Source organism: Brevibacillus gelatini (genome assembly GCF_003710935.1).
GTDB lineage: Bacteria > Bacillota > Bacilli > Brevibacillales > Brevibacillaceae > Brevibacillus > Brevibacillus gelatini.
Map to the genome: position 1 here is coordinate 213,367 of NZ_RHHS01000027.1, position 25,403 is coordinate 238,769.

The 25,403-nt window shown below is 55.7% G+C and carries 21 protein-coding genes; 13 read left to right on the top strand and 8 right to left on the bottom strand.

Annotation, left to right across the window (positions count from 1 at the left end; genetic code table 11):
• Window positions 1-451: 451 nt before the first annotated feature.
• From pheS to zapA, 3 genes are all read left to right on the top strand, one after another.
• On the top strand, window positions 452-1,486 hold the full coding sequence (gene pheS / locus EDM57_RS11705) for a phenylalanine--tRNA ligase subunit alpha (protein WP_122904940.1): 1,035 nt from the start codon (window positions 452-454) through the stop codon (window positions 1,484-1,486).
• Window positions 1,487-1,501: 15 nt separating this feature from the next.
• On the top strand, window positions 1,502-3,925 hold the full coding sequence (gene pheT, locus EDM57_RS11710) for a phenylalanine--tRNA ligase subunit beta (RefSeq protein ID WP_122904941.1): 2,424 nt from the start codon (window positions 1,502-1,504) through the stop codon (window positions 3,923-3,925).
• Window positions 3,926-4,006: 81 nt separating this feature from the next.
• Window positions 4,007-4,282 (top strand): cell division protein ZapA, encoded by a 276-nt coding sequence (gene zapA, locus EDM57_RS11715; protein WP_122904942.1) that lies wholly within the window; start codon window positions 4,007-4,009, stop codon window positions 4,280-4,282.
• A 53-nt stretch (window positions 4,283-4,335) separates the two neighbouring features.
• Here zapA and EDM57_RS11720 read toward each other — a convergent pair whose 3' ends face one another.
• A complete protein-coding gene (locus tag EDM57_RS11720) occupies window positions 4,336-4,710 on the bottom strand; it encodes a phage holin family protein (RefSeq protein ID WP_122904943.1) in 375 nt (124 codons plus the stop codon).
• Window positions 4,711-4,907: 197 nt separating this feature from the next.
• Here EDM57_RS11720 and EDM57_RS11725 point away from each other — a divergent pair, with 197 nt between their 5' ends.
• The 6 genes from EDM57_RS11725 (at window position 4,908) to EDM57_RS11755 (ending at window position 10,757) form a co-directional block, all read left to right on the top strand.
• Complete coding sequence (locus EDM57_RS11725; RefSeq protein WP_122904944.1) at window positions 4,908-7,265, top strand: endonuclease MutS2; 2,358 nt, start codon at window positions 4,908-4,910, stop codon at window positions 7,263-7,265.
• A gap of 20 nt (window positions 7,266-7,285) precedes the next feature.
• The gene (locus EDM57_RS11730) at window positions 7,286-7,696 is read left to right on the top strand and encodes a DUF350 domain-containing protein (protein ID WP_122904945.1); all 411 of its coding nucleotides are present in this window, start codon (window positions 7,286-7,288) and stop codon (window positions 7,694-7,696) included.
• A 38-nt stretch (window positions 7,697-7,734) separates the two neighbouring features.
• On the top strand, window positions 7,735-8,052 hold the full coding sequence (locus tag EDM57_RS11735) for a 2Fe-2S iron-sulfur cluster-binding protein (protein WP_122904946.1): 318 nt from the start codon (window positions 7,735-7,737) through the stop codon (window positions 8,050-8,052).
• A 284-nt stretch (window positions 8,053-8,336) separates the two neighbouring features.
• On the top strand, window positions 8,337-9,635 hold the full coding sequence (locus EDM57_RS11745; protein ID WP_122904948.1) for a nucleotide sugar dehydrogenase: 1,299 nt from the start codon (window positions 8,337-8,339) through the stop codon (window positions 9,633-9,635).
• A gap of 148 nt (window positions 9,636-9,783) precedes the next feature.
• A complete protein-coding gene (locus tag EDM57_RS11750; RefSeq protein ID WP_122904949.1) occupies window positions 9,784-9,984 on the top strand; it encodes a cold-shock protein in 201 nt (66 codons plus the stop codon).
• A gap of 158 nt (window positions 9,985-10,142) precedes the next feature.
• Complete coding sequence (locus EDM57_RS11755; RefSeq protein ID WP_122904950.1) at window positions 10,143-10,757, top strand: hypothetical protein; 615 nt, start codon at window positions 10,143-10,145, stop codon at window positions 10,755-10,757.
• Window positions 10,758-10,821: 64 nt separating this feature from the next.
• Here EDM57_RS11755 and EDM57_RS11760 read toward each other — a convergent pair whose 3' ends face one another.
• Window positions 10,822-11,649, bottom strand: coding sequence for a M55 family metallopeptidase (locus tag EDM57_RS11760; protein WP_122904951.1), 828 nt, complete (start codon window positions 11,647-11,649; stop codon window positions 10,822-10,824).
• Window positions 11,650-11,819: 170 nt separating this feature from the next.
• Window positions 11,820-12,953, bottom strand: a complete 1,134-nt coding sequence (locus tag EDM57_RS11765; protein WP_122904952.1) for a glycosyltransferase — start codon at window positions 12,951-12,953, stop codon at window positions 11,820-11,822.
• A gap of 232 nt (window positions 12,954-13,185) precedes the next feature.
• Here EDM57_RS11765 and EDM57_RS11770 point away from each other — a divergent pair, with 232 nt between their 5' ends.
• Together EDM57_RS11770 and EDM57_RS11775 are read left to right on the top strand one after the other, a co-directional pair.
• A complete protein-coding gene (locus tag EDM57_RS11770; protein ID WP_122904953.1) occupies window positions 13,186-14,547 on the top strand; it encodes a glycosyltransferase family 4 protein in 1,362 nt (453 codons plus the stop codon).
• 75 nt (window positions 14,548-14,622) lie between these two features.
• Entirely contained in the window at window positions 14,623-15,780 is a 1,158-nt protein-coding gene (locus tag EDM57_RS11775; RefSeq protein ID WP_122904954.1) for an MFS transporter, read from the top strand.
• A 110-nt stretch (window positions 15,781-15,890) separates the two neighbouring features.
• Here the strand turns inward: EDM57_RS11775 and EDM57_RS11780 are convergent, their stop codons facing one another.
• Genes EDM57_RS11780 through EDM57_RS11790 form a run of 3 tightly spaced genes read right to left on the bottom strand, consistent with a single transcriptional unit; the run spans window position 15,891 to window position 19,597 of the window.
• Window positions 15,891-16,709, bottom strand: a complete 819-nt coding sequence (locus tag EDM57_RS11780) for a hypothetical protein (RefSeq protein ID WP_122904955.1) — start codon at window positions 16,707-16,709, stop codon at window positions 15,891-15,893.
• Window positions 16,702-18,330, bottom strand: a complete 1,629-nt coding sequence (locus tag EDM57_RS11785) for a hypothetical protein (RefSeq protein ID WP_122904956.1) — start codon at window positions 18,328-18,330, stop codon at window positions 16,702-16,704. Before EDM57_RS11785 ends, EDM57_RS11780 begins: the two co-directional genes overlap by 8 nt.
• 4 nt (window positions 18,331-18,334) lie before the next feature.
• Complete coding sequence (locus EDM57_RS11790) at window positions 18,335-19,597, bottom strand: O-antigen ligase family protein (RefSeq protein ID WP_122904957.1); 1,263 nt, start codon at window positions 19,595-19,597, stop codon at window positions 18,335-18,337.
• Between the two features lie 210 nt (window positions 19,598-19,807).
• Here EDM57_RS11790 and murJ point away from each other — a divergent pair, with 210 nt between their 5' ends.
• On the top strand, window positions 19,808-21,334 hold the full coding sequence (gene murJ / locus EDM57_RS11795) for a murein biosynthesis integral membrane protein MurJ (RefSeq protein ID WP_122904958.1): 1,527 nt from the start codon (window positions 19,808-19,810) through the stop codon (window positions 21,332-21,334).
• Here the strand turns inward: murJ and EDM57_RS11800 are convergent.
• Window positions 21,309-22,685: a phenylacetate--CoA ligase family protein gene (locus EDM57_RS11800; protein ID WP_122904959.1), complete on the bottom strand. Its 1,377-nt coding sequence runs from the start codon at window positions 22,683-22,685 to the stop codon at window positions 21,309-21,311. The two genes, murJ and EDM57_RS11800, sit on opposite strands and share 26 nt — an antisense overlap.
• A 188-nt stretch (window positions 22,686-22,873) precedes the next feature.
• On the opposite strand from EDM57_RS11800, the gene EDM57_RS11805 reads away from it, so the two are divergent.
• Window positions 22,874-24,511 carry a polysaccharide biosynthesis protein gene (locus EDM57_RS11805; RefSeq protein WP_122904960.1) on the top strand — a complete coding sequence of 546 codons (1,638 nt, stop codon included), beginning with the start codon at window positions 22,874-22,876 and terminating at the stop codon, window positions 24,509-24,511.
• 20 nt (window positions 24,512-24,531) lie between these two features.
• Here EDM57_RS11805 and EDM57_RS11810 read toward each other — a convergent pair whose 3' ends face one another.
• Complete coding sequence (locus EDM57_RS11810; protein WP_122904961.1) at window positions 24,532-25,389, bottom strand: class I SAM-dependent methyltransferase; 858 nt, start codon at window positions 25,387-25,389, stop codon at window positions 24,532-24,534.
• Between the last annotated feature and the right edge of the window lie 14 nt (window positions 25,390-25,403).

The following is a 25,403-nucleotide window of genomic DNA, read 5'->3' on the forward strand; positions in this document are numbered from 1 at the left end:
GCTAAAGTCCCCTTTCAGATTCGCGAAAATCGAACTAGGGCGAACGAGTGATATGGAACATTTGTAGAATTGAAAGTTCTCTCTTGTTGCGCTATAATTTTCCTACATCTCAATTATAACGCAAAGCGATGACGGAGACTAGTACGCAGGTCCTATCTGTTTTTCAGGGAGAAGGTGCCACAGACTGCAAGCATCTTTAGCATGATAGCTGCCGAATTCACTCCGAAGCCGCACTCTGAACCGCTTTTGCGCAGTAGGAGCAGCCGGGTCATTCCCGTTACCAATGAGCTGAAGTGAGTCAGAAGTCTTTCTCGTTTGTAGTGATATTTTCACATCTCTGTAGCGAAAACGAGCCGTCTGACTAACAAGGGTGGTACCGCGAGAAAAAAGTAACTCGTCCCTTTTGGGGGCGGGTTTTTCTTTTTATCAACACAAAAAGGAGCGATACAAAGTGCAAACGCGGTTGCAAGAAATGAAGGAGTCCGCACTGGGGCAAATCAGCCAGGTGACGGAAGCTGCACAACTTCAGGATTTGCGTGTCAAATATCTGGGGAAAAAGGGCGAACTGACAGAACTGCTGCGGGGAATGGGCAGCTTGTCTCCCGAAGAGCGTCCCGTCGTAGGCCAACTGGTCAACGAAGTGCGGGGAGCGCTGGAGACGGCTTTTGCCAGCAAGCAGCAGGCGATTGAAGAAGCGGCGCTGAACGCGAAGCTGTCGTCCCAGACGGTAGACGTAACCTTGCCGGGACGTCCTGTGCCTGTCGGAACGATGCATCCGCTCTCCCGCATCATCGAGGAGATCGAAGACATTTTCGTCGGCCTGGGCTTCGAGGTGGCAGAAGGGCCAGAGGTGGAGATGGACCACTTCAACTTCGAAATGCTCAACCTGCCAAAAGACCATCCCGCGCGCGACATGCAGGATACGTTTTACGTGACAGACGAAATTTTGCTGCGTACCCATACGTCTCCGGTGCAGGCGCGGACGATGCTGAAAAAAGAAGGCAAGACGCCTGTGAAGATCATCTGTCCGGGAAAAGTGTATCGGCGGGATGACGACGACGCGACCCACTCGCACCAGTTCACGCAGATCGAGGGTCTCGTGATCGACAAAGGCATCGGCATGAGCGACCTGAAAGGAATCTTGCTGACTTTTGCCCGCCAAATGTTCGGCGCGAACCAGCAAATCCGCCTGCGGCCGAGCTTCTTCCCGTTCACCGAGCCTAGCGCAGAGGTCGACCTGCAATGCTTCAACTGCGGCGGTCACGGCTGCCGCGTGTGCAAGCAAACGGGCTGGATCGAAATTTTGGGCTCCGGCATGGTGCATCCTCGCGTGCTGGAAATGGCCGGCTACAATCCGCAGGAAGTCAGCGGCTTCGCTTTCGGGATGGGGGTAGAGCGAATCGCCATGCTCAAATACGGGGTGGAGGACATCCGCCATTTTTATACCAACGACGTTCGTTTCCTGCGTCAGTTCAACCAAGGCTAGAGAGGAGAGGCAAAGATGAAGGTATCGTATCAATGGTTATCCGAATACGTCGATCTGAGTGGAACGACACCGCAGGAGCTGGCTGAAAAGCTGACTCGCAGCGGGATCGAGGTAGACGCAGTAGAATCGCGCAACGCAGGAGTTTCCGGCGTGGTGATCGGCTATGTAAAAGAGCGCAGCAAGCATCCGGACGCAGACCGTCTGAGCGTGTGCGTGGTCGATGCAGGACAAGGCGAAGACCTGCAAATCGTCTGCGGTGCGCCAAACGTAGCCAAAGGGCAAAAGGTGCCCGTCGCGCTGATCGGCGCCAAACTGCCTGGAGGTCTTACCATCAAGCGCTCGAAGCTGCGCGGGGTGGAATCCCAGGGCATGATCTGCTCGGCAAAAGAGCTGGGTCTTAACGACAAGCTGCTGGCAAAAGACCAGCAGGAAGGCATCATGGTATTGCCGGAGGACGCGGAAATCGGGATGGATGCGGTCTCCTACCTTGGTCTGGACGATTACGTGCTGGAGCTTGGCCTGACGCCAAACCGCTCTGACTGCCTGAGCATGCTCGGCGTTGCCTACGAGGTGGCCGCCATTTTGGGCAAAGAAGTGGTGCTGCCAGAGATCGAGCTGACCGAAGACGGCGAGGAAAACCCGCTGCAAGTCACGATTGCAGCCGAAAACGAATGCTACCAGTACCACGGACGCCATTTTACCAATGCGAAAATCGCGTCTTCCCCGCAATGGATGAAAAATCGCCTGATGGCAGCGGGCATTCGTCCGATCAACAACGTGGTGGACGTAACCAACTACGTTTTGCTGGAGTACGGGCAGCCGCTGCACGCTTTTGATGCCGAACAGGTTCAGGAGCGCAAAATTGTTGTCCGCCTGGCGAACCCAGGGGAAAAGCTCGTGACCTTGGATGACCAGGAGCGCGAACTGGATGAGCAGACGCTCCTGATCGCCGACCCGGCAAAAGGCTTGGCAATTGCCGGCGTGATGGGCGGAGCCAACTCCGAGATTACGAACGAGACGAAGGAAATTATTCTGGAAGCAGCCTGGTTCACGCCAAAAACCGTACGCCGCACGGCACGCACACTCGGTATGCGCACAGAAGGCTGTGTCCGCTGGGAAAAAGGTGTCGATCAGGCGCGCGTGCAGGAAGCGGGAGAGCGCGCTGCGGCCTTGATCCAGCAACTGTCCGGGGCGACCGTGTCCAAAGGCATCCGCTCCGCAGTCGTAAGCGAAGCGAAGCCGGCAGTCGTAACGGTGACATTGGCCAAAATCAATCAGCATCTGGGAACAAACCTGACTGCGGCAGACGTTTCCCCGATTTTTACCCGTTTGCAATTCCCGTTCACACAGGAAGGCGACAGCTGGACCGTTACCGTGCCGACCAGACGCGGCGACATTACGCTGCCGGAGGATTTGGTGGAGGAAGTAGCGCGTCTGTACGGCTACGATAACATCCCGACCAGCCTGCCGTCAGGCACGACCACGCAAGGGCAGCTGACGCGCGAGCAAAAGCTGCGCCGTACGATTCGCCACCACCTGATCGGCACAGGCTTGCACGAGGCGATTTCCTACGCGCTGGTGCACCCGGATCGCGTAGAGGCAGTAGCAGGTTTGCACCAGGAAAAAGTAAACCCGGTGTCCCTCATGATGCCGATGAGCGAGGAGCACAGCACACTGCGCACCAGCCTCATCCCAAGTCTGTTGGAAACGGTCGCGTACAACAAAAACCGGCAAAACCACGACGTCGCCATTTTTGAGCTGGGCCGCGTGTTTTTGACTCGCGAGGAGTCGCTGACACAGCTTCCGGAAGAGCGTTTGTACGTGGCAGGTGCGCTGACTGGACAGCTTTTGCCGCAAAACTGGATGGGCGCAAAACAGCCTGTAGACTTTTATCAGGTAAAAGGGATTGTCGATTCGCTCCTGGACCGTCTCGGCATTCACACAGCCCAGTACAAAGCGGCAGCGGACATTGCCGGCATGCACCCTGGCCGCACAGCGGAAGTATGGGTAGGCGACAAACGGTTGGGTTATCTGGGGCAAGTACACCCCGTTACCGAAAAAGCGTACGATCTGTCTGAAACGTACGTGTTCCAGTTGGATGTGGCGTTGCTGATCGAAGCGGCTGCCGAGGTTGGACACTACAACCCGTTGCCGAAGTTCCCGGCGGTAACGCGCGACCTGGCGCTGGTCGTTGATCGCAGCGTGCCTGCGGGTGCGCTGGAAGCGACGATTCGCGAAGCGGCAGGCGAGCTTTTGGAATCGTTGACCCTGTTTGATGTGTACACAGGCGATCGGATCGCACAGGACAAGAAGAGCATGGCGTTTGCTCTCGTGTTCCGCCATGCGGAGCGTACCTTGCAGGATGAAGAAATTCAGCAGGTGACAACGGCTGTTGTCGAGGCGCTGAAAAACAGGACGGGTGCCGAACTGCGAATGTAAGACGGCTTGACGAACTCTGACATTTTCAGTAACCTAAAAAGGATACAGTAGAGCAAAGGTCGCAGTAGGGAGGAACCCCTCGTGCAAGGTGATGGGAAAAATCGTTTGACGGTGGAGATCTTCGGCCAACAATACCGGCTCAGTGGGAAGGCAAGTGTCAATCACATACGCATGGTGGCCGGTTTCGTTGATGACAAGATGAACGAAATCGCGAACGGCAACCATCGACTGGACACCGCTAAAATTGCTGTACTCTCCGCAGTGAACATCGCGGATGAATACTTCCGCTTGCGGCAGGAGTACGAGGAACTGCTGAAGATCCTTCAGGAAGACGCAAATGAAAAGCCGATAGATTGAAGAAAAGAGCCAGCCCGCGTGTGACGGGTTGGCTCTTTTCGCTTGAATCAAGCTTAGGTTTCCTGCTTGTTTCCGGCATCTCCATTGCGCATGTCCATATGGGTCTTGATCGGAATGAACAGGTCGATAATCCCGATGACCAAAGACGCGAGAAGCGCTCCGATGACCGTGACTTCGAAGCCGGAGACGATAAACTGTGTCAGGTAGATCACGACAGCGCTGACGAGGAAACCGATGATTCCGCGATTGTATGGGGAAATACGATCTCCGAACATGGCTTCCACGACCCAGCCCAAAAGGGCGATTACGACAGCGGCAAGAAAGGCAGTCCAGAAGCTGTTTACCGAAAACCCGGGTACCAGAAAGCCGACGAACATCAGGACGACGGCAGCGACTACGAAACGGACGAGATGACGCATGATCGTCATGGAAACTCCTCCTTTTGGATTGGTTCATTTTCATTCTGGCTATTTCCGCGCTGAACTATGCCAAAGCGGGTGCGTGTAAAATTATCCTTGAAACGGCTGACATGATATAATGAGGAAATCGCAGTGATTGAAGTTCAGACCGTTGTACTTATCCGCTTAAGTCCGACGGTCGCCGATGAGCAAATAAGGAGGATACAGTGGAACAACGGGTATTAAAAACTTTGGAATACGATAAAATTATCGCCCTGTTAGTCGACAAGGCATCTTGCACATATGGAAAAGAAAAAGCAGCGGAACTGACCCCCTTCGTGCGGCTGGACGAAGTGAAAATCGCCCAGCAGGGCACCGAGGAGGCGGCCACTGTCCTTCGTCTGAAAGGCAGCGCTCCGCTCGGCGGCATTCGCGACATCCGCAGTTCTGTGCAGCGAGCCAGGCTGAATGCGATGCTATCGCCGATGGAGCTGTTGGACATCGCCAGCACCGTCATGGCGGGGCGCCGTTTGAAAACGTTTTTGCTGGACATGTGCGAGGACCACGAAATGCCGCTCTTGAAGCAGCAAGCGGAGCGCATCGAAGGCTTGCGCGAGCTGGAAATGGAAATTCGCCGCTGTATTGACGAAAGCGGAGAGGTCATGGACAGCGCCAGCATGGAGCTGCGCCAGGTACGTCAGGAAATCAGGCAGGTGGAGTCGCGCATTCGGGAAAAGCTGGAACAGATGACGCGCTCCTCCTCTTACCAAAAAATGCTGATGGAAAGCATCGTCACCATTCGCGGTGATCGCTTTGTCATTCCCGTGAAGCAGGAATACCGCCATGTGTTCGGCGGAATCGTCCACGACCAGTCCGCTTCCGGTGCTACGCTGTTTATCGAGCCGGAAGTGATCGTGTCGATGAACAACAAGCTGCGTGAACTGCGGCTGCGGGAAGAACGCGAGGTAGAGCGGATTTTGTACCTGCTCACCGAGCAAGTCGCTTTTGCCGTGGAAGCGCTCGTCGAAAATGTCGACGCGCTGACCGAGCTTGACTTCATGTTCGCCAAGGCCCAGCTTGCCTGGAGCATGAAAGCCGTCTGTCCCAAGCTGAACGACCGCGGCTATTTGAATTTGAAAAAAGCACGCCACCCGCTGATTCCGCGAGAGGTCGTCGTTCCTGTCGACGTCGAGCTGGGCGGCGATTACCAGGCCATCGTCGTGACCGGGCCGAACACAGGCGGGAAGACTGTCTCGCTGAAAACGATCGGGCTGTTGTCACTGATGGCAATGGCGGGACTGCACATTCCAGCAGAAGAGGAAAGCGAGATGACCGTGTTTTCTTCCGTGTTTGCCGACATTGGCGATGAACAGTCCATCGAGCAAAGCCTGTCCACCTTTTCCAGCCATATGAAAAACATCATTTCGATCCTGGAAAAAATGGACGAAAAAAGCCTCGTGCTGTTTGACGAGCTGGGAGCGGGTACCGACCCGACAGAAGGAGCGGCGCTCGCCATGTCGATCATCGACCACGTGATCGACTCCGGAGCGAGACTGGTTGCGACTACGCACTACAGTGAGCTGAAGGCGTATGCGTACGACAGGCCGGAGGTCATCAATGCCAGCGTGGAATTTGACGTGCAGACCTTGCGCCCGACATACCGCTTGCTCGTCGGCGTGCCGGGACGCTCCAACGCATTTGCCATCGCCAGACGGCTCGGACTGCCGGAGGCAATCATCGAGGTGGCGCGCGGCTCCATCAGTGAGGAAGACAACCAGGTGGAGAGCATGATCGCTTCCCTGGAGCGCAACCGCAAATCCGCCGAGGCGGACAGACAGGCAGCCGCGGCGGCGAGAAAAGAAGCAGAAGAATTGCGCCGTCAACTGGAGGAAGAACGCGCCCGGTTTGCCGAAGAGAAAAACAAGCTGATGGAACGGGCGGAAGACGAAGCGCGGATCGCCGTTCAGTTGGCAAAAGAAGAGGCGGAAGCGATCATTCGCGAGCTGCGCGAGATGAGAGACGAAGGCGTAGAGATCAAGGAGCATCGGCTGATCGATGCGAAAAAACGGCTGGGCAATGCCGTGCTGGAGCTGGAAAAGGAAAAAGTGAAAAAGCCGGCCAAGGCCGTTCGTGCCACCCAGATCAAGGTGGGCGATGAAGTCATGGTCACCACCTTCGGCCAAAAAGGCACGGTGCTGGAAAAGGTGAACAACGACGAGTTCCTCGTTCAGATCGGGATTATGAAAATGAAGGTCAGACGCGAAGACATGAACGTGCAAAACTCGATTACACAAAAGCCGCAAGCAGCACCATACACCTCTGTCAAACGCAGGACGGCCAGCATCAAAATGGACCTCGACTTGCGCGGATACAACGTGGAGGATGCCATTCGGGAAATGGACCAGTTTCTCGACGATGCGCTTCTGGCAGGACTGCACACGGTTTCCATTATTCACGGACACGGAACAGGCGTTTTGCGCAAAGGTGTGCATGAATATTTGAGAAACCATCGCAACGTCAAATCCTTCCGCCTGGGCGGACAGGGTGAAGGCGGCGTTGGCGCGACCATTGCCGAACTGAAATAGAGATGTCGGGAGGAGATTCCATGGAGAGCCTTCTGCATAATCCATATTTTGCAACGGCCGCTTACTTTACCGTCACCGGACTTGCGATGATTTTGTTTTTGGCGATTTTCGAACTGGTGACGCGCTATCGGGTCTGGGCAGAGCTGAAACGCGGAAACATGGCCGTCGCGATGGCAACAGGCGGGAAAATTTTTGGCATTGCCAATGTTTTCCGCTATTCGATTCAGGCGAATCTTTCTTTAGGGCAGGCTTTGATCTGGGGTTCATTCGGTTTTTGCTTGCTTCTGATCGCTTACTTTATTTTTGAATTCATGACCCCCTCGTTCAAGGTCGATGAGGAAATAGCCAATGACAACAGGGCGATCGGCTTCATCGCGATGGTCCTGTCCATCGGCTTTTCTTATATTATCGGGGCGAGTCTGTTCAAGTAAGGGGCTGTCATTTCGAGCAGGAGCGGGGAGGGAAGCGTGTGGGAAGCAATCGTCCGGAGCAATTCGCAGTAACGGTATGGGCAAACGGCAAGGAGCACAGTATCTTGCTGACGCAGGGGGAAAACTTGCTGATGGCCTTGGTGCGCTCGCAGCTGCCCATTGATTTTTTCTGCACGACGGGAAAGTGCCGAACTTGCATGGTCAGGATGAATATACCAGCAGGCTCGGCTCCTCCGCCGTCTGATACCGAGCAATACCGTCTCGGTGAGGCCATTGAGCAAGGGTATCGGCTTGCCTGTCAGGTTTACGTGACCGGGCCGCTTACTGTTTTTTTGGATACTTCCGGCTCGGCATGAAAACAAACCCTTGTTGAACGATATTTCAATCGAGAGTATAATTAGGATTTGGCAGAGAGCCCAGACGGGTGCGGTCCTATGCCCTTTTGGACAGGGCCGAAGCCGACAATATGAATCATGGGGAGGAGCAGCCTTGGAAACGTTGTACAAGGTCCTCATAGGATTGTGCGTAGTTTTTATCGCTGCGGGCATTTACTATCTGTCATAAGCAATATGCTAGTTGGCCGCGTGACCGTATGGTTGCCCGGACCTTACCTTAGAGAACGTGAAAGAGGAGATACGCAATGACTCAGCCTGTGCGCGTAGCTGTAGTGGGATTAGGGTTTGTTGGCTTGCCGCTTGCTCTTACCTATGCCATGAAGGGAGCAAACGTCGTCGGCGTTGACGCCTTGCCTCACGTCGTGGATGAAATTAATGCGGCCCATTCCCACCATTTGGAGTCCTATCAGGGGAAAACCTTGCCGGAGATTCTCAAGGAACAAATTGAAGCAAAGCGTTTCCGTGCGACAACCTCCTACGAGGAAGCAGCTGCGGAAGTCGATCATTATATTGTGACGGTCGGTTTGCCGGTGCATAACGGCGACCCGGATCTCGGACCATTGAAAAGCTGTGCCCAATCGCTCGGCAGCGTGCTGAAAAAGGGCGATACAGTCATGATTCGCAGTACCGTGATTCCAGGAACTACAGAAGAAGTGCTGAAGCCGATTCTTGAAGAAGTGAGCGGCCTTGTCGCGGGCGTTGATTTTTACTTGACGTACTGCTCCGAACGGATTGCCGAAGGACGGGCTTTTGAAGAGTTCATCCACATGCCGCTCGTGCTTGGCGGCATCAATGAGCAAAGCGCTGCGAAAGGAAAAGAGCTGCTTTCCTTCATCAGCGAAACAGACATTACCATCTCGGACATCCGCGTTGTCGAAACCGCCAAAGTTATCGAAAACATTCAGCGCGACGTCAATATCGCAATGGTGCAAGAGTTTGCCCGCTTCTCCGAGGCGTTCGGAATCGACACGTTCGAGCTGATTAAAGTTGCCAACACGCACAAGCGCGTGAACCTGTTGACGCCTGGTCCTGGCGTTGGCGGCTTCTGCCTGCCGAACGCCCTGTATTATCTGCAGCCAAAAGCACGCGAGTTGGGCGTGTCGTTGCCGATCTTGCAGCAGGCGCGCATGACCAACGACGCTGTGCCGGAAGTGCTGATCGGCATGCTGGAAAAAGCGTTGCAGGAAAAAGGCAAGACGCTCGCAGACAGCCGTGTAGCCGTATTGGGCCTCGCGATGAAGGACTTCTCCAACGACGACCGCGTCAGCCCTGTGCACGACATCATCAGACTGCTGCTCGCCAAGGGCGTCGAGGTGCGCTCGTATGATCCGGCAGTACCGACTGCTTACGAACACAAAAAAGACAGCCTGGAGGAAGCCGTTCGCGGTGCCGACGCCCTCATTTTGACCGCGGTGCAAAAACAGTTTGCAGAGGTAAACTGGGATGACGTAGCCGCACAAATGGCGGACTCCGCGATTTTGTTCGATACGAAAAACCGCATCCCGCGCGACTCGGTCAGCAAGGCTACTGTCGTGCGCATTTGATGAAGCCCGGCCTTTTTTTCGTCTGGCAGCGCCATTTTTACCGCAACCTGTTTTTGGATGTATAACCCGTTTCGTTTCTGGCAATAGTAACCGGGTAAGGATCATCACATTTCAATGTCATGTAAGGGATACATGCTAGGAGGCAAAAATGGAACGTGGTAGAGTAAAATGGTTCAACAGCGAAAAAGGCTTCGGTTTTATCGAGCGGGATGGTGCGGATGATGTGTTCGTCCACTTTTCCGCGATTCAGGAAGAAGGGTACAAATCCCTGGAGGAAGGCCAAGAGGTCGAGTTTGAAGTGGAAAACGGCCAACGCGGCCCACAGGCGACAAACGTTCGCAAACTGTAAAAGCCAAAAACGACGGACAGGCCCATTTGATGGGTCTGTTTTTTCATTTAGCGCATTCGCCTTTTTGCGCGAGGTGGCACCATTTGTCCAACACGCTTTGTCCGTTCGCTGCATTCCTATATAGTAGACTCTATGATGCAAAAAGGAATGAACAGCTCATGCGTCGTTCAAAAGACAAATTGACCGTGATTTATCAGAAAGGCAAAAAACGAATGGTTGTAAGAACCACTCTTAACGACAGCAGAAGAGTTGTCGTTGTGCTCAATGCCCAGTTTACGAATGCGCCCAATACAACGCAAATTGCAAGTGGTGCAGGACGAAGCAGTGCAGCGGGAAATAATGCTGCCATCGCTTCTGCCAACACGAAGCAGCAGCAAAGCGTAGGGGCAGGGGGAAAAGCAAAAAACAGCGGAATAACTGGAGGACAAAGGGAGTGGCGAGGGAAGCTCAGAGAGGCAAGAAATGGACAAGAAGCCGTAGTGGTTATCAATGACCAGATTGTCAAGCTGGGCAGACGCCACGCGGATGCATCGGCGACACAGGTAGCGGGCGGCGGCGGAACCTACAGCACGGGTGGCACCAATGCCGCGATTGAGAGCAGCAATACGAAGCAGCAGCACGCCGTTGGCGGCGGGCCGGGCTCTCGGGCGTCAAACAGCGGCATGGGCAACAGGCAAAAGAAGCGGGCGAAAGCAAAAGAAAAGCTGCGGGCAGCGGCGAAACGAAAACGGCGGTTGCGGACGAGAAAAGGAAGAAAGAGAAAAAGCTCCTAATAGAGCGAAAAAGGCACGGCGCTTGGCCATGCCTTTTCCTATTTGCGAGAACCTTGTGCGCGTCCTAGAAAAACTCCGCTCCGGAAGCGAGATTCAGCATCGCCCGCATCGTTTTGTACATGTCCTTGGGATCGGCGGTGCTGTAAGAAACGGTGTTTGTCGCTGTTTCATAGCGGGTGCCGGGGACGATTGCCGCCATTTCAGCCTGTCCGGCGTGGGAAAATTCCATCGCCACTTCAAGCGGGCTACCGTTTTGAAACGGAGCGATGGCAGATACGTTGCCAAGAGCGAGCTTCGTCTGCTCCTGCAAGGCCGCGGTCGCTTCCTCGCGCGACAGGCATATGGCGGCTGTGCGCGACACCGCTTCCTTGACAATCGCTGTGTGGATGCCAGGTATCAGTTCGCGCGCTTCCTGGGCAATAAGGTTGTCGCCGGAAACCATGATGACCGGAACGTTGTACAGGCCGGCGATTGCCGCGTTAAAGCCGAATTCTCCCACGACCCGGCCGTTGATGTACATGTTGCGGACGACACCGGACATGGTGTGGCTGAGCACGCCCGGAACTCCTTGGCGGGTATGGTAGCCGATAAACATGGCGGCATCGAAGCTCTCATCCAGTCCCTGCATCATCGAGCAATCGCGAGGCGAGCCAGCGAGCAGCCGCGCTTTCGGATGCAGCTTTTCCCACAAAATGTTGTTCATCGTATTGTGGCTGTCCGCGACGATGATCTCTGTCGCGCCACTGGCAAGCGCTGCTTCGATCACAGCGTTGGCGTCGTCGGTCATGAACTGGCGGCCGCGCTGGTAGTTCACACCCGAATCAGGATTGATGTAGCTGGTGTCGACGATGCCGGAGATGCCTTCCATGTCTACCGAGAGAAAAAGTTTCATGTGTCGTGTCATCCTTTCACGTGCGATTCATAATCGTTCCAGTTCTATGTAACCAGATTGTCCCTTTCGTGGCAACCGCAAATTAACAGATTCTTCAAACATTTTATCGCGTGAAAAGGGCAGCGAAAAAAGCACGAGCAGCGTCTTTCGGACAGCCAATCGTGCTTCGCTCACTGCAACAGCTTGCGATACAGACTCAAAATTTGAGCGGTCATTTGCCGGATCGTGAAAGTGGCTTCCACTTTTTCCAGGGCGTTTTGCACCAGCGTCTCCCGCAGCTGCGGGGAAGTCCAGAGCTGTTCCATTGCCTGAGCCAGTGCCGCCGGATCGTTCGGCTCAACGAGCAGCCCGGTGCGTTCATGGTAGACAAATTCCTTCACACCGCCCACGTTGCTCGCGATGACCGGAACTTTGGAGGACATGGCTTCGATAAGCGTGTAGCCCAGCCCTTCGTACAGGGAAGAGTGAACAAAACCGTCAATGGCATGCAGACAAGCGGGGATGTCCTGGCGAAACCCGGCAAAACGGACGCGATCTGCCAGTCCCAGCTCCTGTACTTTTGCCTCCAGCGCCGGACGTTCCGAACCGTCGCCGACCAGGACGAGATAAGGTGCGTCTTTTTTGCCCTGCACCAGCGCGTGAAAGGCATCGAGCAGGATCGGCAAGCCTTTGACCGGAACGAATCGCGCTACGGTTCCGAACAAAAAGGCGTCCTGCGGCACGTTCCACTCTGCACGAAAACGGCTGCGGTCGCTCTCGCGAAGCTGCTCCTGCTGGTAGCAGGACAAATCCATTCCATTGTAAATCACGCTGATCGCAGAAGGTTTCACGCCCTGCTCGCGCAAGACATCGGCAATGGCACCGCTGATGGCGACGTAGTGCCGATTCCAGTGGCGGGTGCTTCGCTCCATCAAGCTGACGATTGCGTAGGCCAGTGCGCCTGCGTAATCGTAGCGCAGCGAGCTGTGTACGGTCGTTACAAGAGGCACCTTCATGCCGAGCGCAGCCAGCCGGGAAAAAAAGTTGGCCTTGATCCCGTGCGTATGGATGATCGTTGGCCCAAAAGCGAGGAACGTGCGCCGCAAAGCTTGCAGCAGACGAATGTCGAATCGGCCGAACTGGTTCAACGCCATCACCTTGATGCCGGCAGCCCGGAGCTTTTCGGCAAAGAGCGCATCGTAGAAGCAGACGACCGCGACGTCCACTTCTGCCTCAGGAAAAGTCGTAACCAGATTGAGAATATGTTGTTCCGCACCGCCAAATTCCCCCCCGCCAATCACGTGGAGGACGCGTAGTTTGCTCATGTAAATTCACCCGGATCTTATTCAAGAAAACCCCTGTCGAGGCTTGTTCATGGAGGAGCAATTGTTTTTCAAAAAGAAAAAAAGGATGCCGCAGCATTGGGAGTGCTGCAAGCCTTCCATGCGTAAACAAAACCATTCTCACTATAGCAGATGGCCGATAGATTCGCAATAAGACAGCACTTGTGGTATCGTGTAGAATGGAAAACGTAAAAACGAGAAGGACGGTTACAAGATGAAAGCGCACAACGTGTTAATCATATGCTACATATTTCCGCCCATCGGCGGCGGCGGTGTTCCCCGACCGTTGAAAATGGCCAAATATTTGGGGGAGTTCGGTTGGAACGTCCACGTGCTGACCGTCGATCCGACCTATCACGCCACGCTCGATCCTTCGCTTCTGGCGCAGCTTCCAGGCGAGGTGAAGATTCATCGGGCAAAAGAGTGGCAACTGCTGCCGGGGAGAGGACAAACCGCAGCTTCTGGCGCAGGCTCGACTGCTCAAGCGAGCGCAGCCCCGCGTGTCTCGTGGAAGCAGCGGGTGAAAAAGCAGGTCGTGAACGTCTTGAAAAAGGTCAAGCCGTACTTGTTGATCCCGGACGACCAAATCCTTTGGTTACCCAATGCGCTCAAGCTCGGCCGGGAAATCATGCGCCGGGAAAAGATCGACGTGATTTTTTCCACCTCGGGACCTGTTACCAACCATTTGATTGCCGAAAAGCTCGCAGACGAGTTCGGCTGCAAATGGGTGGCGGATTTCCGCGATCCGTGGACGCAAAACATGCACACCTCTGGCATTGCCTGGCGCGAACAGCTGGAAGAGCGGATGGAAGCGCGGGTGATGGCCAAAGCCGATGCGATTACGACCGTCACCGCCACCTTTGCGAAAAACTTCCGGGAGAAGCATCAGGAGCGGATCAAGCGGCTGGAGCTGATTTACAACGGCTTCGACCAGGCCGACTTTCAGGAGCTTGTGCCAAGTCATGCGGCGCCGGGAAAATTCCATGCGGTCTACGCGGGCATTTTGTATCAAAAGCGCAATCCGCGGCTGTTGCTGCGAGCAATCCGCGAGCTGATCGACGAGGGGCAGGTGGACAGGCAAGACGTGCTGCTCAGCTTCGCAGGTGTGTTTGACTATCCCGGCTATTCGGAAAACCGGGACTGCGTGGAAGCGCTGGGGCTTGCTGACATTGTTCGCGTATTGGGCAACCTGCCGCACAAGGAAGCGCTCGGCTTGATGAAAGCAGCCGATGCCCTGCTGCTCATCGGCGACGTTTCCGCTGACGCAGGGGCGTACATTCCAGGCAAACTGTACGAATACATGGGGATCGGCAACCCGATTCTCGCCCTGAACAAAGCCGGGGAAGCGACAGAGATTATCGAAACCTTCCGTCTGGGCCAGGTGGCTGATCCGGAAAACAAGGATGCGATCAAGCAGGCGTACTTGCAGCTGTATTGCGAATGGAAAGAGAGCAGCGGGAAGGCGGGCAGCGGCGAGACGCGCGGGGCCGATTTTGCGGAGCGCGTGAAGCCATACGAGCGCCGCGAGCAGGCGAGACAGCTTGCCGAACTGATGAACGAGCTGGTAAGCCGCTAAAAAAGTGTACCAAGCCTCGAAGCGAAAAAAGCTGCGAGGCTATCTTTTATTCTTAGCAAAAAGATGGGGTGGAACGTGAATACGGCCATACTGAGCTTGCGGGCGTACAATTTCTTTTATTTTTCCTTGCTGTCCATTTTCATTTCGTTTTTGCCCGTCTATTTGACTTATCGCGGTGTCACGCCTGCGCAAATCGGTGTGCTGATCGGCGCAGGCTCGTTTATCGGCATTTTGTCCCAGCCGTTTTGGGGGATGGTGAGCGACCGCTACAAGACGATCAAGCGAATCATCCTGTTGACCTTGGGCTTGTCCATCGCAGCAGGCATCCTGCTGTTTACCTCGACGTCGTTGCTTGTGCTGTTTCTTCTGGTCGGGGCCATGTATTTTTTCCTGTTGCCGACTGATCCGTTGACCGAGAGTCTCAACTACCGGATTGCCGAGCTGCACGGCACAAGCTTCGGCTCGATCCGCACGTTTGGCGCAGTCGGTTACGCGACGGCGTCGCTGTTCATCGGCTGGACGCTCGATCGGCTGGGGATGGGGCAGCTCGTCTGGCTGTTTGTCGGCTACGGCGTGTTTGCCTACGCGTGCGCGCTCGTGATGAAAGACGCGCCTGCCAGCAGCAAGTCGTTGTCCTGGCGGGAACTGAAGCAGTTTATCCTCTACCCGAAAACGCAGCGATTCTTTTTGCTCGTACTGATTGCGGCGACTCCGCACCGGACGAACGACAGCTTTCTCGGCGTCTATGTGCAGAGCCTGGGCGGCACGACGGGAGATGTCGGGCAAGCGTGGTTTTTGGCGGCGGTAAGCGAGGTTGCGTTTTTTGCGATCAGTGCCAAGCTGCTCGCCCGCTGGAGCGAGCTTAAGCTGATCATGCTCGCCTCGGCGCTGTATGCAATCCGCTATGTGCTTTGCGCAATCGCTCCTTCGGCGGAGTGGGTTGTCTATCTGCAATTGACGCAAGGCATCACGTTCGTCCTGTTTTACACAGCAACCATTCAGTATTTGTACAAAATCATCCCGGAAGAGTGGAAGGCGACAGGGCAAACAGTGCTGGCTGTGTTGTTTTTCGGCATTTCCGGCATTATTGGTTCGCTCGTCGGCGGCTGGCTGTTCCAGCAAGGCGGCGGGGCGGCGCTCTACTGGGCAATGGGGATATGCTCCGCAGTCGCTTTCGTCTACTGCCTGATCCTGGCAAGACCCGGCAAAGCAGCAGACGGTCTTGGGCTGTAAGAAGAAGAAAGCGATACCTTGACGAAACGCAGAAAATAACAGAGCCTGCCGCGCATTTACGCGCAGCAGGCTCATTTTTTTATGGCCAGCGGCTGTAGCGAAGCCAGCCCCTAGTACAGCAAATATTTTTCCACTTCTTCCGGCTCTTTGATGTTGATGCCACCTGTGTCGCCGTACTTGTACAGGTTGAACTTCACCTGTTGGTCCATCGTCCCGGCTTCCGGCAGCGGCAAGATGATCCATGTCTCGTACTGGTGGATCAGGCGATCTTCCTTGCCGTACCAAAACGTCGCCTTGATCGTCGATTCTTTCAAAATATATTCGAGGTCGGGGCGGTCGCCGACCAGCTTTTTCAAAGGTTCAAACAACGGGCTTTGGCTGTCTTTCAGCCATTCTGCGCCAGTCATCTTCACCTGGAAGGGCACGCAGACGACGCCGATCACTTTTTCATCCGGCAATTGCACGGCCCGGTCCATGAACGGCAGCCAGTCCTCGAAGCCTTTCAGCACGTCAAATTCGAGCGGCTCGTCCGGGGCTGTTACCCAGTAATCATTTGTTCGGATGTAGCGCTTGTCGCCGATGCGGTAGTACGTATAAGGCTGTGCGGCGATCCGCGTACCGACGTTGTACCCTTTGTCAGTGAGGACGGCTCCGTCGAACATGCTGGTCGTCGTCCGGGCGAGGATGCGGTTAAGCACGTGGCCTCTGTACCAGAATGCCTGTGCTTCTTCTGCCGTTTTTCCTTTTTCCAGAGCGGTTTTCAGCCAATCGGCAGCCGATTCGGTTTGGGCCGTAGTCGGCGGCGCTGGCTGCGTATCAAAGTTGGTGGTGGCGAATGCCTTCGTGCCGGACTCATACGTGCAGCCGCCGAGCAGGGATGCTGTGCAGACGGCAGCGAGCAGTGCCCATGCCTTTGTCAGTTTACGCATGGCGAACCCTCCTTACGACTCCGTAAACGAGCAGTCCCGCGAACAGAACGATGGTCAGCCAGAAAACAGGGATGCTGTGCTGTTTGAACACGAGAATGCGGTGCGAATTTTCCATGGAGGCGACGATTTCGTTTTCCTTGTCGCCGTCGATGTCTCCGATCTGGACGTTGATGAGCGGCAAGTAAATGCGCCAGTTTTGCTTCAAACCTTCCGGCGTGTAGTCGAAGCCGGACAGGTAAGGCGCGTCTGTTGTGCTGACCCAGCTTCTCGCCTTGGCGACGATCTCCGGTGTCTGGTCGCTGCCCACTGCGGCGAAGCCGGTGAAGCGGAAGCTTTTGTCGGAAGCATTGCTCGCCCAGAGAATGTCCCAGGTACCGTCTGGTTTTGGCTTCAGGATATACGAAGGGCGTCCTGCTACGAGCAGTTCGTCTGTTTTGTCATGGTCGATGTCGGCAGGGATGAACTCGCCTGTGGCAAGCTCAGCCTGCTTGCGGGTCAACTGGTACGCTTCTGTCAGCGTGCCGTCCGGTTCGACAGCCAGCACACTCAAATGCTCGCCAATGACAATCAGACCTTCGCGGCCATCCGGCAGCATCATCGTCGAAAGCAGCTTGGTAGCTTTCGTCGCGCCGCCGAACGGTTTGCCGTCATACGTACCTGTCAGCATGCCGTTTGTGATGTGCAAGTTTTTGTATTTGCTGCCAAGCTCCTGGCGCACATCCATGCTGCCCTGATTTTGTTCCAGCATGTTGGCGATGTTGTTCAGATCGAGCACAAAGGCGCGGTGAGCCGTCGTACCTGCCTGCATCATCGCTTCCGAATACGCTTGTCGCTGCACGTTCGGCACGAGCTGCCCGTCCTTCATGGTGTAATACGGGAAGCCGGGATAGTCGGTCGGCAGCTTTTCCTTGATCCGTGTCATGGCTTCCGCCGGAATTTGCTCGTTTGGCATCCGGACCATCTGGCCGTCCTTCCAGGTCAATACATAGAGGGAGAGAGGCTCAGCCTGCAAATGGCGCAGCTTTTCTGCCAAGGCTTTTTTCTCTTCCTCTGTTTCCGGTTTTTCTGTCTTTTCGGGCAACGGCAGTTCCTCGGCATTGCCGTAAGTGACGATTTCCATCTTGCCGTCGCCATCGACATCGTACAGCGTCATCGGGAAGTAGTTTACCCAGTCGCCGTTGTACAGACGGCCGGACTCATACTGCACGGTGAAATGGCTCAAAGCCGTCAATGTATAGCGGTTGAATGTGACATTGGCCAGCACGGCAATCAGCACGAGCGAGCCGACAGCACGCCAGTTCAAGCGGCCGTACCATCTGGCGAGCAGGGCAACGACAAGAATCGCAACCGCGCCACCGATCAGGAGAGCCGCTGTCGTTTTCACGTCCACGCGGGTCAGGGCGCGATCCAGCAGCAAAAATCCGATGGTAAACACAGCCACCTGACGCCGCTCGGATGGATGAATCACGTAGTAGCAAAACGCGAGCAACGGCAGGAAAATCAGCAAAGCTATCCACGTCAGGTCAAGAAACGCGGGCTTGACGAGCAAATGGTAGATCAAAAACAGGGCAATGGCGTACAGCGCCCAGCTTATCGTAGAGAAAACAGGATTGCGGCGCATGGGTTCACCACCTTTTGTCTTGTGTTTGGTCGACGTACAAAGCGCAGAGGAAGCCGCCAAACAGCCAGAAATAGAGGGCCATGAACGGCACCTCGAAAATATTTTCCACGAGGTTGTGCGTCGCAACGGCAATCAACCCGCCAAACAGTCCGAGCACCGAGAAAAAGTGCGGCGAGCCTTGCAACTTGCGAACAAGCCCCGCTCCGTATTTGAGCATGGAGACGACCAGGGAAACCAGCAGGATAATCCCGATCAGGCCGTACTCGGCGAGACTTTTGAAGAAGTAGCTGTCCGAGTAGATCGTGCCGAAATGTCTCGACGCTACGGCTCCCCCGTGATGGCCGAGCCCGACGCCAAACAGCGGCTCGATGCGCATTTTGTCATACGCCTCGCCCCAGCGGCCTACACGTCCGCCCTGGCTGCTCGACTCGAAGTATTCAGGGGTAAACAGGGTGAAAATGCGGTTTTTCACCGTGCCTACCATCGGAACCGATTCCGGTACGAAGAACAGGGCTACGAGCCCGATGACGCCTGCGAGCACCAAATACCCCGCGATCCGCTTGTTCCATATGTAAAAGCAGATGAACAGAGCGAAAGCCAGCGCAAACCAGGCTCCGCGCGATCCGGTCAAAAGCAGGGCGAGCAAAGTCGTCAGGGTGACGAGTACCCACACCCATTTTTCCTTGCGGCTGGTCGCTTTCATGAACAGTCCGGCGGCCACGGGCGCGATCAAGGCCATGTAGCTTCCGAGCACGTTCGGGCTGGTGACGAACGAAAAGGCGCGTGTCGTGATCGCTTCGCCTTCCTGCACCCACGATTCGGGGGTTTTGACTCCGATTACGACTTGCAGCACCCCGACGACCGCAGCAAAAAAGCCGATCAGGGCGACTCCTTTCAAAAACTTGTCCAGATCATCGGCGGACTTCAGCAAATAAAAGCCCATCAAAAAAGCGATGATGTACTGGTAGACGGAACGGAAGCCTTCCACGCTCGCCTCCCAGTTGGCCATGTCCGTGACCATCAGGGCAAGGCCGAGGACGAAAAACGCACTGAGCAAATGCTTGATTCCAGGCATGGTCCGGTTCGTTTGCAAAAAGGCGCCGAACGTAAACGCCATCAGGATGATGAGCAATGCTTCATCCCAAAAAGACGAAACGACGGGAATCGGTAGAATCTTTCGCAACACATAGTCGATTACCGGATAGGCCAACAGCAGATACAACCACGTGGTTGATTGGCTTCCCCACTTCAACACGGTTTCTCTCATTTTGTTTGTAGTCCTCCTACAGGCAGGGATTAACCTACCCATTATAATGAATCCGGCAACCTGCAAGCAAGTTGGGGCGGAAAGAGGTTGGTAGGAACGCGGGAAATAAGATATGATAACAGGTGTGTTTGAGACGGAACAGGCTGTGCCCGATTGCTGTCGATGCGACGGACACCATAGTTTTGAACGAGAGAATAGGAGAATTGGGTCATGAGTTTGTTGAGAGTTGCTTCCATGATTGTCGTGCTGACGCTCGTGGGAAGATTGCTGGGCTTTTTTCGCAGTGTGTACGTGTCCAGTCTGTACGGCACAGGGATGGAGGCGGATGCGTTCAATATCGCCGCGACGATTCCGCTGACGCTGTTTCTGGTCGTGCCCGGCGCGATCAACGCGGTGCTGATCCCGACCATGCGAGGGTTGATCGAAAAACAGGAGCCGACTGTTGAGCTGTATCACAAAATGCTGGCGATCATTCTGGGAATATTCGCACTGCTGTCTGTGCTGGGCATCGTCTTTTCCCACCAGCTTGCCGCCATGTTCGGCCTGTCCGGGGAAAAGCTGACGCTGACCGCCGAGATGCTGCAATGGATGTGGCCTTCTGCCGTGTTCATCGGGCTGACTGGCTTGTGGTCGAGTCTGTGCAATGCGCACCAGCATTTTTTTACCCCGACATTGGGGACGGTCGCAAACGGAGCGCTCGTGATTGTCGGCATGTACGTGCTCGTGCCGCTGTACGGAGCAGTGGGTCTGGCGATCGCGACGAGCATCGGCTATCTGGCCGCGATGCTTGTTATGCTGCCGACCTTGCGCAGCTTCGGCTACCGACACCGATTGTCGTTTGCCTGGCGTGACGACGCTTCCTTAAAAGGAATGGGAGAGCGCGTCATTCCGATCTTGATCGGCGCTGTCGTGGCACAAGCGACGACCTTTATGGAAAGAGGCTTTGCAGAAGGAGTTGGAACCGGAGTCGTCTCGGCGCTTGCCAACGCGAACCAGATCGTGCAAATGCCCATGGCGATTTTCGTCGGAGCGTTTACGCTGCCGCTGTTTCCGCTGTTGGCCAGCCACGTGAAACGGGGAGAGATGGCCGAGATGAAGCAAATTTTGCAAAAAGGACTTGCGTATTTGTTCATCCTGCTCGTCCCCGTCACGGTTGGACTTGCCCTGTATGCCGAGCCAGTCGTGCGGCTCGCCTTTGAACGCGGCGCCTTCGATGAACACTCGGTTGCCTTGACGGCCTGGGCGTTGCCGTTTTACGGACTGGGGCTGTACTTTCTGGCAGCGCGCGATTTGCTTACCCGCGCTTTTTACGCGCTGGAAAACACCAAGACGCCGGTCATCATCGGGGGAGTCGGCATTGGCGTGTACGTGCTGGCCAACTGGCTGTTGATCCCGCTCTTGGGACACGGCGGCATCGCGCTGGCAAATGCGGTATCCGCCATTTTCCAGGCGCTCCTGCTGTTCATTCTGCTCTGGAGGGCGGTTGGCAGCCCTGTCCGGGCGAACTTTCTCATAACGGCAGGGAAGACGCTTTTGGCCTGCGCAATCATGGGCGCGGTAATTGTGCTCGTCGACCCGTGGCTGTCGCTTCTGTCCGTCTGGCTGTATTTGCCAATCGGTATTGCGGGCGGAGCCGTGATCTATGCAGCGGTGATGGCGCTTTTGCGCGAGCCGCTCGTCTCCGAGCTGTTGCAAAAAGTCAGGAAGCGCTCTACTCCGGCGGCTGGACGCTCGTAAGCGGACATTCGCGGATCGCGTAGCGAGTTTTTCCCGAGCTGGCAGGCGGGATGTGGTCGACGTATGACACCTGTACGCTCACCTCGCCGAGCGCGGAGCGGATTCCTGCCAAAAGCTTCGCTTCATCGGCTGGCAAAAAGCGATCCGGCTCCTTCACGAGTCTAAGGCTCAGCCGCTGCGGCTCGTGCTGGACGATCTGGAAGGTGCGAAAGCTCTCCAGATTGCGGACGATGTGGTTGAAGTAGTGGCCGTGTACGAAATGGCCGTGCTGGGAGATGAACATGTCGTCCTCCCTGCCGTCGATGGTTTCGAGCAGCGGAAACGAAATGCCGCACGGGCACGTTTTCGCAGACAGCGCGACGATGTCACCCAACTGATAGCGCAGACGCGGCATCGCTCTGTTGTGCAAATCCGTGACGAGCAAGGCGCCGGGAACACCGGGAAAAACGGGAATGTGCGTGAGCGGATCGACTACTTCCAAATAACTGTTCTCGGAAAAGGCATGCATGTTTCCGGCAGGGCATTGGTAGGCGATAATCCCGCCGTCGCGCGCGCCGTACTCGTTGACGACGGGCGCTTCAAAGGCGGCTGCAATCGCCTGGCGCTGATGCTCGTGCAAGCTCTCCGCCGTGGAGACGACCGCTTTGAGCGGGATGCCGAGCGTTATCCTTCTGCGCAGCATCATTTGCGCGAGTGTGTACAGAGCCGAGGCGTAGCCGTACAAATAGGCGGGGCGGAACCGCCTGATACGCTGCAACTGCGTGTCCAGACTGCGTTCGTCCAGTTCATAGGCGGAGAGCAGCAAGCGGTTTTTCAGCCAGCGCTCCTTCCAGCGATATGTCCTGGCCTGCTGCCGGTTGAGCTCCAGCGGCGAGCCCCAGAGCATGACACACGGGTCGCCGATCCGGATGCCATGCCAGGAGAGGCCCAGCCAGCGAGCGGCCTCATAGTGTTCGACAGCCGGTCGGTCGAGGTAGAAGCGGGTCGGCTCTCCGGTGGAGCCGCCCGTGCGGTTTGGGATCAGCTTGTCGGTGCGAATCCCGCGGCTCAAGTACGCGTCGGGATTGCGGCGAAAACGCGTCTTGTCGAGGGGCGGCAGCTTTTGCAAAAAGCGTTCGGGCGCGTCCCGATACTCGCGCCAGACGTCAGCATTGGCCATGTAGGCTGGCACGTGCGAGACAGCGTGATCGAGCAGACTGCGCAGCTTTTCGCGCTGGCGGCTTGCCAGTTCCTCCCTGGACAAATGCTGGGCGGCTTGCAGCTCCCGCATGTACGGGCGCGTGCGGTTTTCCTTCAATACCTCCATCAAGGGCCATTGTACCTGGCGAATCCAAAAACCCGTTAGGGCCATCCTTATTCCTCCTACACTTCCCATCAGACGATTCGAAGAAGTCAATGGAATCTGTTTTTCACCAGTATTCCAGCCGAATTCCATCCATATACCTGTTTGCCGGAAGCAGGAATTGATAGTAGGATAGAGGGTGGGTTTATGGCACATGCCAGCCCCCAAGTCTAAGCGACGCATAAAGGAGTTACCCCATGTTGAAAAAAAGTCACTTTCTCGCAGGGGCGCTGATTTTGGCCATCGCGGGAATTTTGTCAAAAGTAATCGGGATGTTTTACCGCATCCCTCTTCAGGAAATTGTCGGGGACAACGGTCTTGGACTGTATCAGGAGGTGTACCCCCTCTACCTGACCTTCCTTATTTTGGCGACGGCAGGTGTGCCGGTCGCGCTGTCGCGGGTCATTGCCGAGGCACTCGCTGAGGGCAAGCAAGGCTCTGTCGGGCAGATTTTGGCGCGGAGCATGGTGATGATGGGCGGGATCGGGATTGTGCTGTTCGCAATTTTGTACGCAAGCTCGCCGCTGATTGCCAGGCTGATGGGCAACCCGCATCTGATCGAGCCGATTCGGGCGATTTCTTTGTCCTTGCTGTTCGTGCCGCTGATCGCGGTCCTTCGCGGCTTCTTTTACGGCCATCAAAAAATGCTGTACGTCGGTCTGTCGCAGATCGTGGAGCAGACGTTGCGCGTGCTGTTCATTCTGGTTGCGTCGCTCTACCTGGTCAGGTTGGGAGAGGACACCGACACGGTCATTACAGGCGTCAACTTCGGGACGATGATTAGTACGCTGCTCAGCCTCGGCTTCCTCGCGCTGCTCATGTGGCTGCACAACCGGAAAAACTCGGTGTTTACGAACGCGGAGTGGGGACGGCTGGAGTGGTGGTATGATCGCGCGTTTTTCCGGTCCATGTGGAAAATCGCCTGGCCGATCTGCGTCAGCGCGCTCGTGATTCCGATTTTTAGCCTGACCGATTCGTTTCTGGCGATCAATATTTTCCGCTACATCTGGAATGTAGACGGCCTTACGGCGGATACGTGGTTTGGCATTTACAGCCGGGGTGGCCCGCTTTTGCAAATGGCGAGTCTGTTCGGTTCGTCCATTGCGCTCTCGATCGTTCCGGCGATTGCAGAAGCGAAACGGCAAAAAGACGAGGAACGCGTCACAACTTTGACCAAGCTGTCGCTGCGTTTCGCCTGGTTGATCGGCCTGCCGGCAGGGCTTGGACTCACAGCCGTAGCAGAAGGAGCGAACCTCGCGCTCTACGGCGACATGGAAGGGACGCGCGCCATGGCGATTCTGGGCATCAGCGCGATTCCGCTCTCGCTGCTCCTTGCGACCAACGGCATTTTGCAAGGGATCGGCAAAGAAAAAATTCCGGCGCTTCATCTGCTGTACGGCGTCATTGTCAAGATCGCGGCCACATTCGTGTTCACCTCCATGTTTGGCATGGACGGGCTGTCCCTGTCGTGGCTGTGCGCGACTGCGTTTGTTTGCATGCTCAACATGCGGGTCATCAGCAAGCTCGTACAGGTGCCGATCCACTGGCGTTTTGATACGATTTATCCGCTGCTCGTCGCCAATCTGATGCTGCTGCTCGCCTGGGGCGCGACGGAGACGGTCGGCCTGCTGCTCGCGGGCAAGGAAAAAGTTCGCCTGCTTGGCGCCATCGAAACGGTTTCGGGTGTCGGCGTGGGACTGGTCGTTTATTTGGGCCTGCTGCTGTTGATCCCGCTGATCGAGGACAAGGAGTTGGACTGGCTGCCTGGCGGGGCCAAGCTTCGCGTCGTTATCAACCTGATCCGCAAGAAACAGGCGTCGTCGAAGGCGCAATAAGAAAATCCCCTTTCTCCACATCAGGAGGAAGGGGATTTTTGATAGACGCAGACGACCATTTTGACGAAAAACTCGCGGAAGCCAGGCATCGTTGCCAAAAACTTGAGCTGGTTGCGCAGCGGAATCTCGCGCTCGTAGATGGCAGGATGCTTCACGCCTTTTTGAATGTTGCGGAAGCGCTTGATCGTCATCCGGTTGATGTAGGAGATCGTCTCGCTGCCATCCGGCCGCTTGTCGAAGCGGAACGCGATGCGGTCAGAGCCGTCCGGCAAATCGCGCACCAGCTTTTTGTAGGCGTCGATCAGCGCTTGCTCGGAAAAGAGGGCATGCACCCAAGGAATGCCGATCGCGTCCGACAAATGCGCACCGTACGGGTGATAGTACGGCGGGAAGTTGATGTACAGATGACCGCCGGGCTTTAGGATGCGGAAGCACTCTTCCAGCGTCTTTTCCGGCTCGCCCACGTGCTCCATCGCGTCGTTCATGATGATCGTGTCAAACGTGTTGTCGGGAAAATCCGTGCGGGCAGCGTCGCCTGTCATGAAGGAAACGACGTCAGCGAGTCCTTTTTCCCGGGCAAAGGCATTGCCTTCCTCCGCGTAGTGCGGAACGATGTCAATCCCGATCATCTTTTTCGGGCCGAAGGTGGCGTAGTAACAGGTCTTGCCTCCGCCGCCGCAGCCGATGTCCAGCACCGTTTTGCCGCTGAACATTTGCTCTTGGGAGTGGAAGGGGAGGAAAAACTGAATCGTCTGGTCCCCTTTTTGAAACTGCCATTCGGTATAGCTCATCTCCCCGTTGTTCGCCAGGTTGAACGGATGAACGGGAAGAGGGAAAAGGCGGTTTAGTCCAAGCAATACTTGTGAAGAAAAGGACACAAGTACGTCCTCCT

Bases quoted from the DNA above. Each gene is read 5' to 3' on its own strand.
- pheT (WP_122904941.1), top strand. From the start codon at position 1,502: ATGAAGGTATCGTATCAATGGTTATCCGAATACGTCGATCTGAGTGGA.
- EDM57_RS11720 (WP_122904943.1), bottom strand. From the start codon at position 4,710: ATGACGATCATGCGTCATCTCGTCCGTTTCGTAGTCGCTGCCGTCGTC.
- EDM57_RS11730 (WP_122904945.1), top strand. From the start codon at position 7,286: ATGGAGAGCCTTCTGCATAATCCATATTTTGCAACGGCCGCTTACTTT.
- EDM57_RS11745 (WP_122904948.1), top strand. From the start codon at position 8,337: ATGACTCAGCCTGTGCGCGTAGCTGTAGTGGGATTAGGGTTTGTTGGC.
- EDM57_RS11750 (WP_122904949.1), top strand. From the start codon at position 9,784: ATGGAACGTGGTAGAGTAAAATGGTTCAACAGCGAAAAAGGCTTCGGT.
- EDM57_RS11755 (WP_122904950.1), top strand. From the start codon at position 10,143: ATGCGTCGTTCAAAAGACAAATTGACCGTGATTTATCAGAAAGGCAAA.
- EDM57_RS11760 (WP_122904951.1), bottom strand. From the start codon at position 11,649: ATGAAACTTTTTCTCTCGGTAGACATGGAAGGCATCTCCGGCATCGTC.
- EDM57_RS11765 (WP_122904952.1), bottom strand. From the start codon at position 12,953: ATGAGCAAACTACGCGTCCTCCACGTGATTGGCGGGGGGGAATTTGGC.
- EDM57_RS11770 (WP_122904953.1), top strand. From the start codon at position 13,186: ATGAAAGCGCACAACGTGTTAATCATATGCTACATATTTCCGCCCATC.
- EDM57_RS11780 (WP_122904955.1), bottom strand. From the start codon at position 16,709: ATGCGTAAACTGACAAAGGCATGGGCACTGCTCGCTGCCGTCTGCACA.
- EDM57_RS11785 (WP_122904956.1), bottom strand. From the start codon at position 18,330: ATGCGCCGCAATCCTGTTTTCTCTACGATAAGCTGGGCGCTGTACGCC.
- EDM57_RS11790 (WP_122904957.1), bottom strand. From the start codon at position 19,597: ATGAGAGAAACCGTGTTGAAGTGGGGAAGCCAATCAACCACGTGGTTG.
- murJ (WP_122904958.1), top strand. From the start codon at position 19,808: ATGAGTTTGTTGAGAGTTGCTTCCATGATTGTCGTGCTGACGCTCGTG.
- EDM57_RS11800 (WP_122904959.1), bottom strand. From the start codon at position 22,685: ATGGCCCTAACGGGTTTTTGGATTCGCCAGGTACAATGGCCCTTGATG.
- EDM57_RS11805 (WP_122904960.1), top strand. From the start codon at position 22,874: ATGTTGAAAAAAAGTCACTTTCTCGCAGGGGCGCTGATTTTGGCCATC.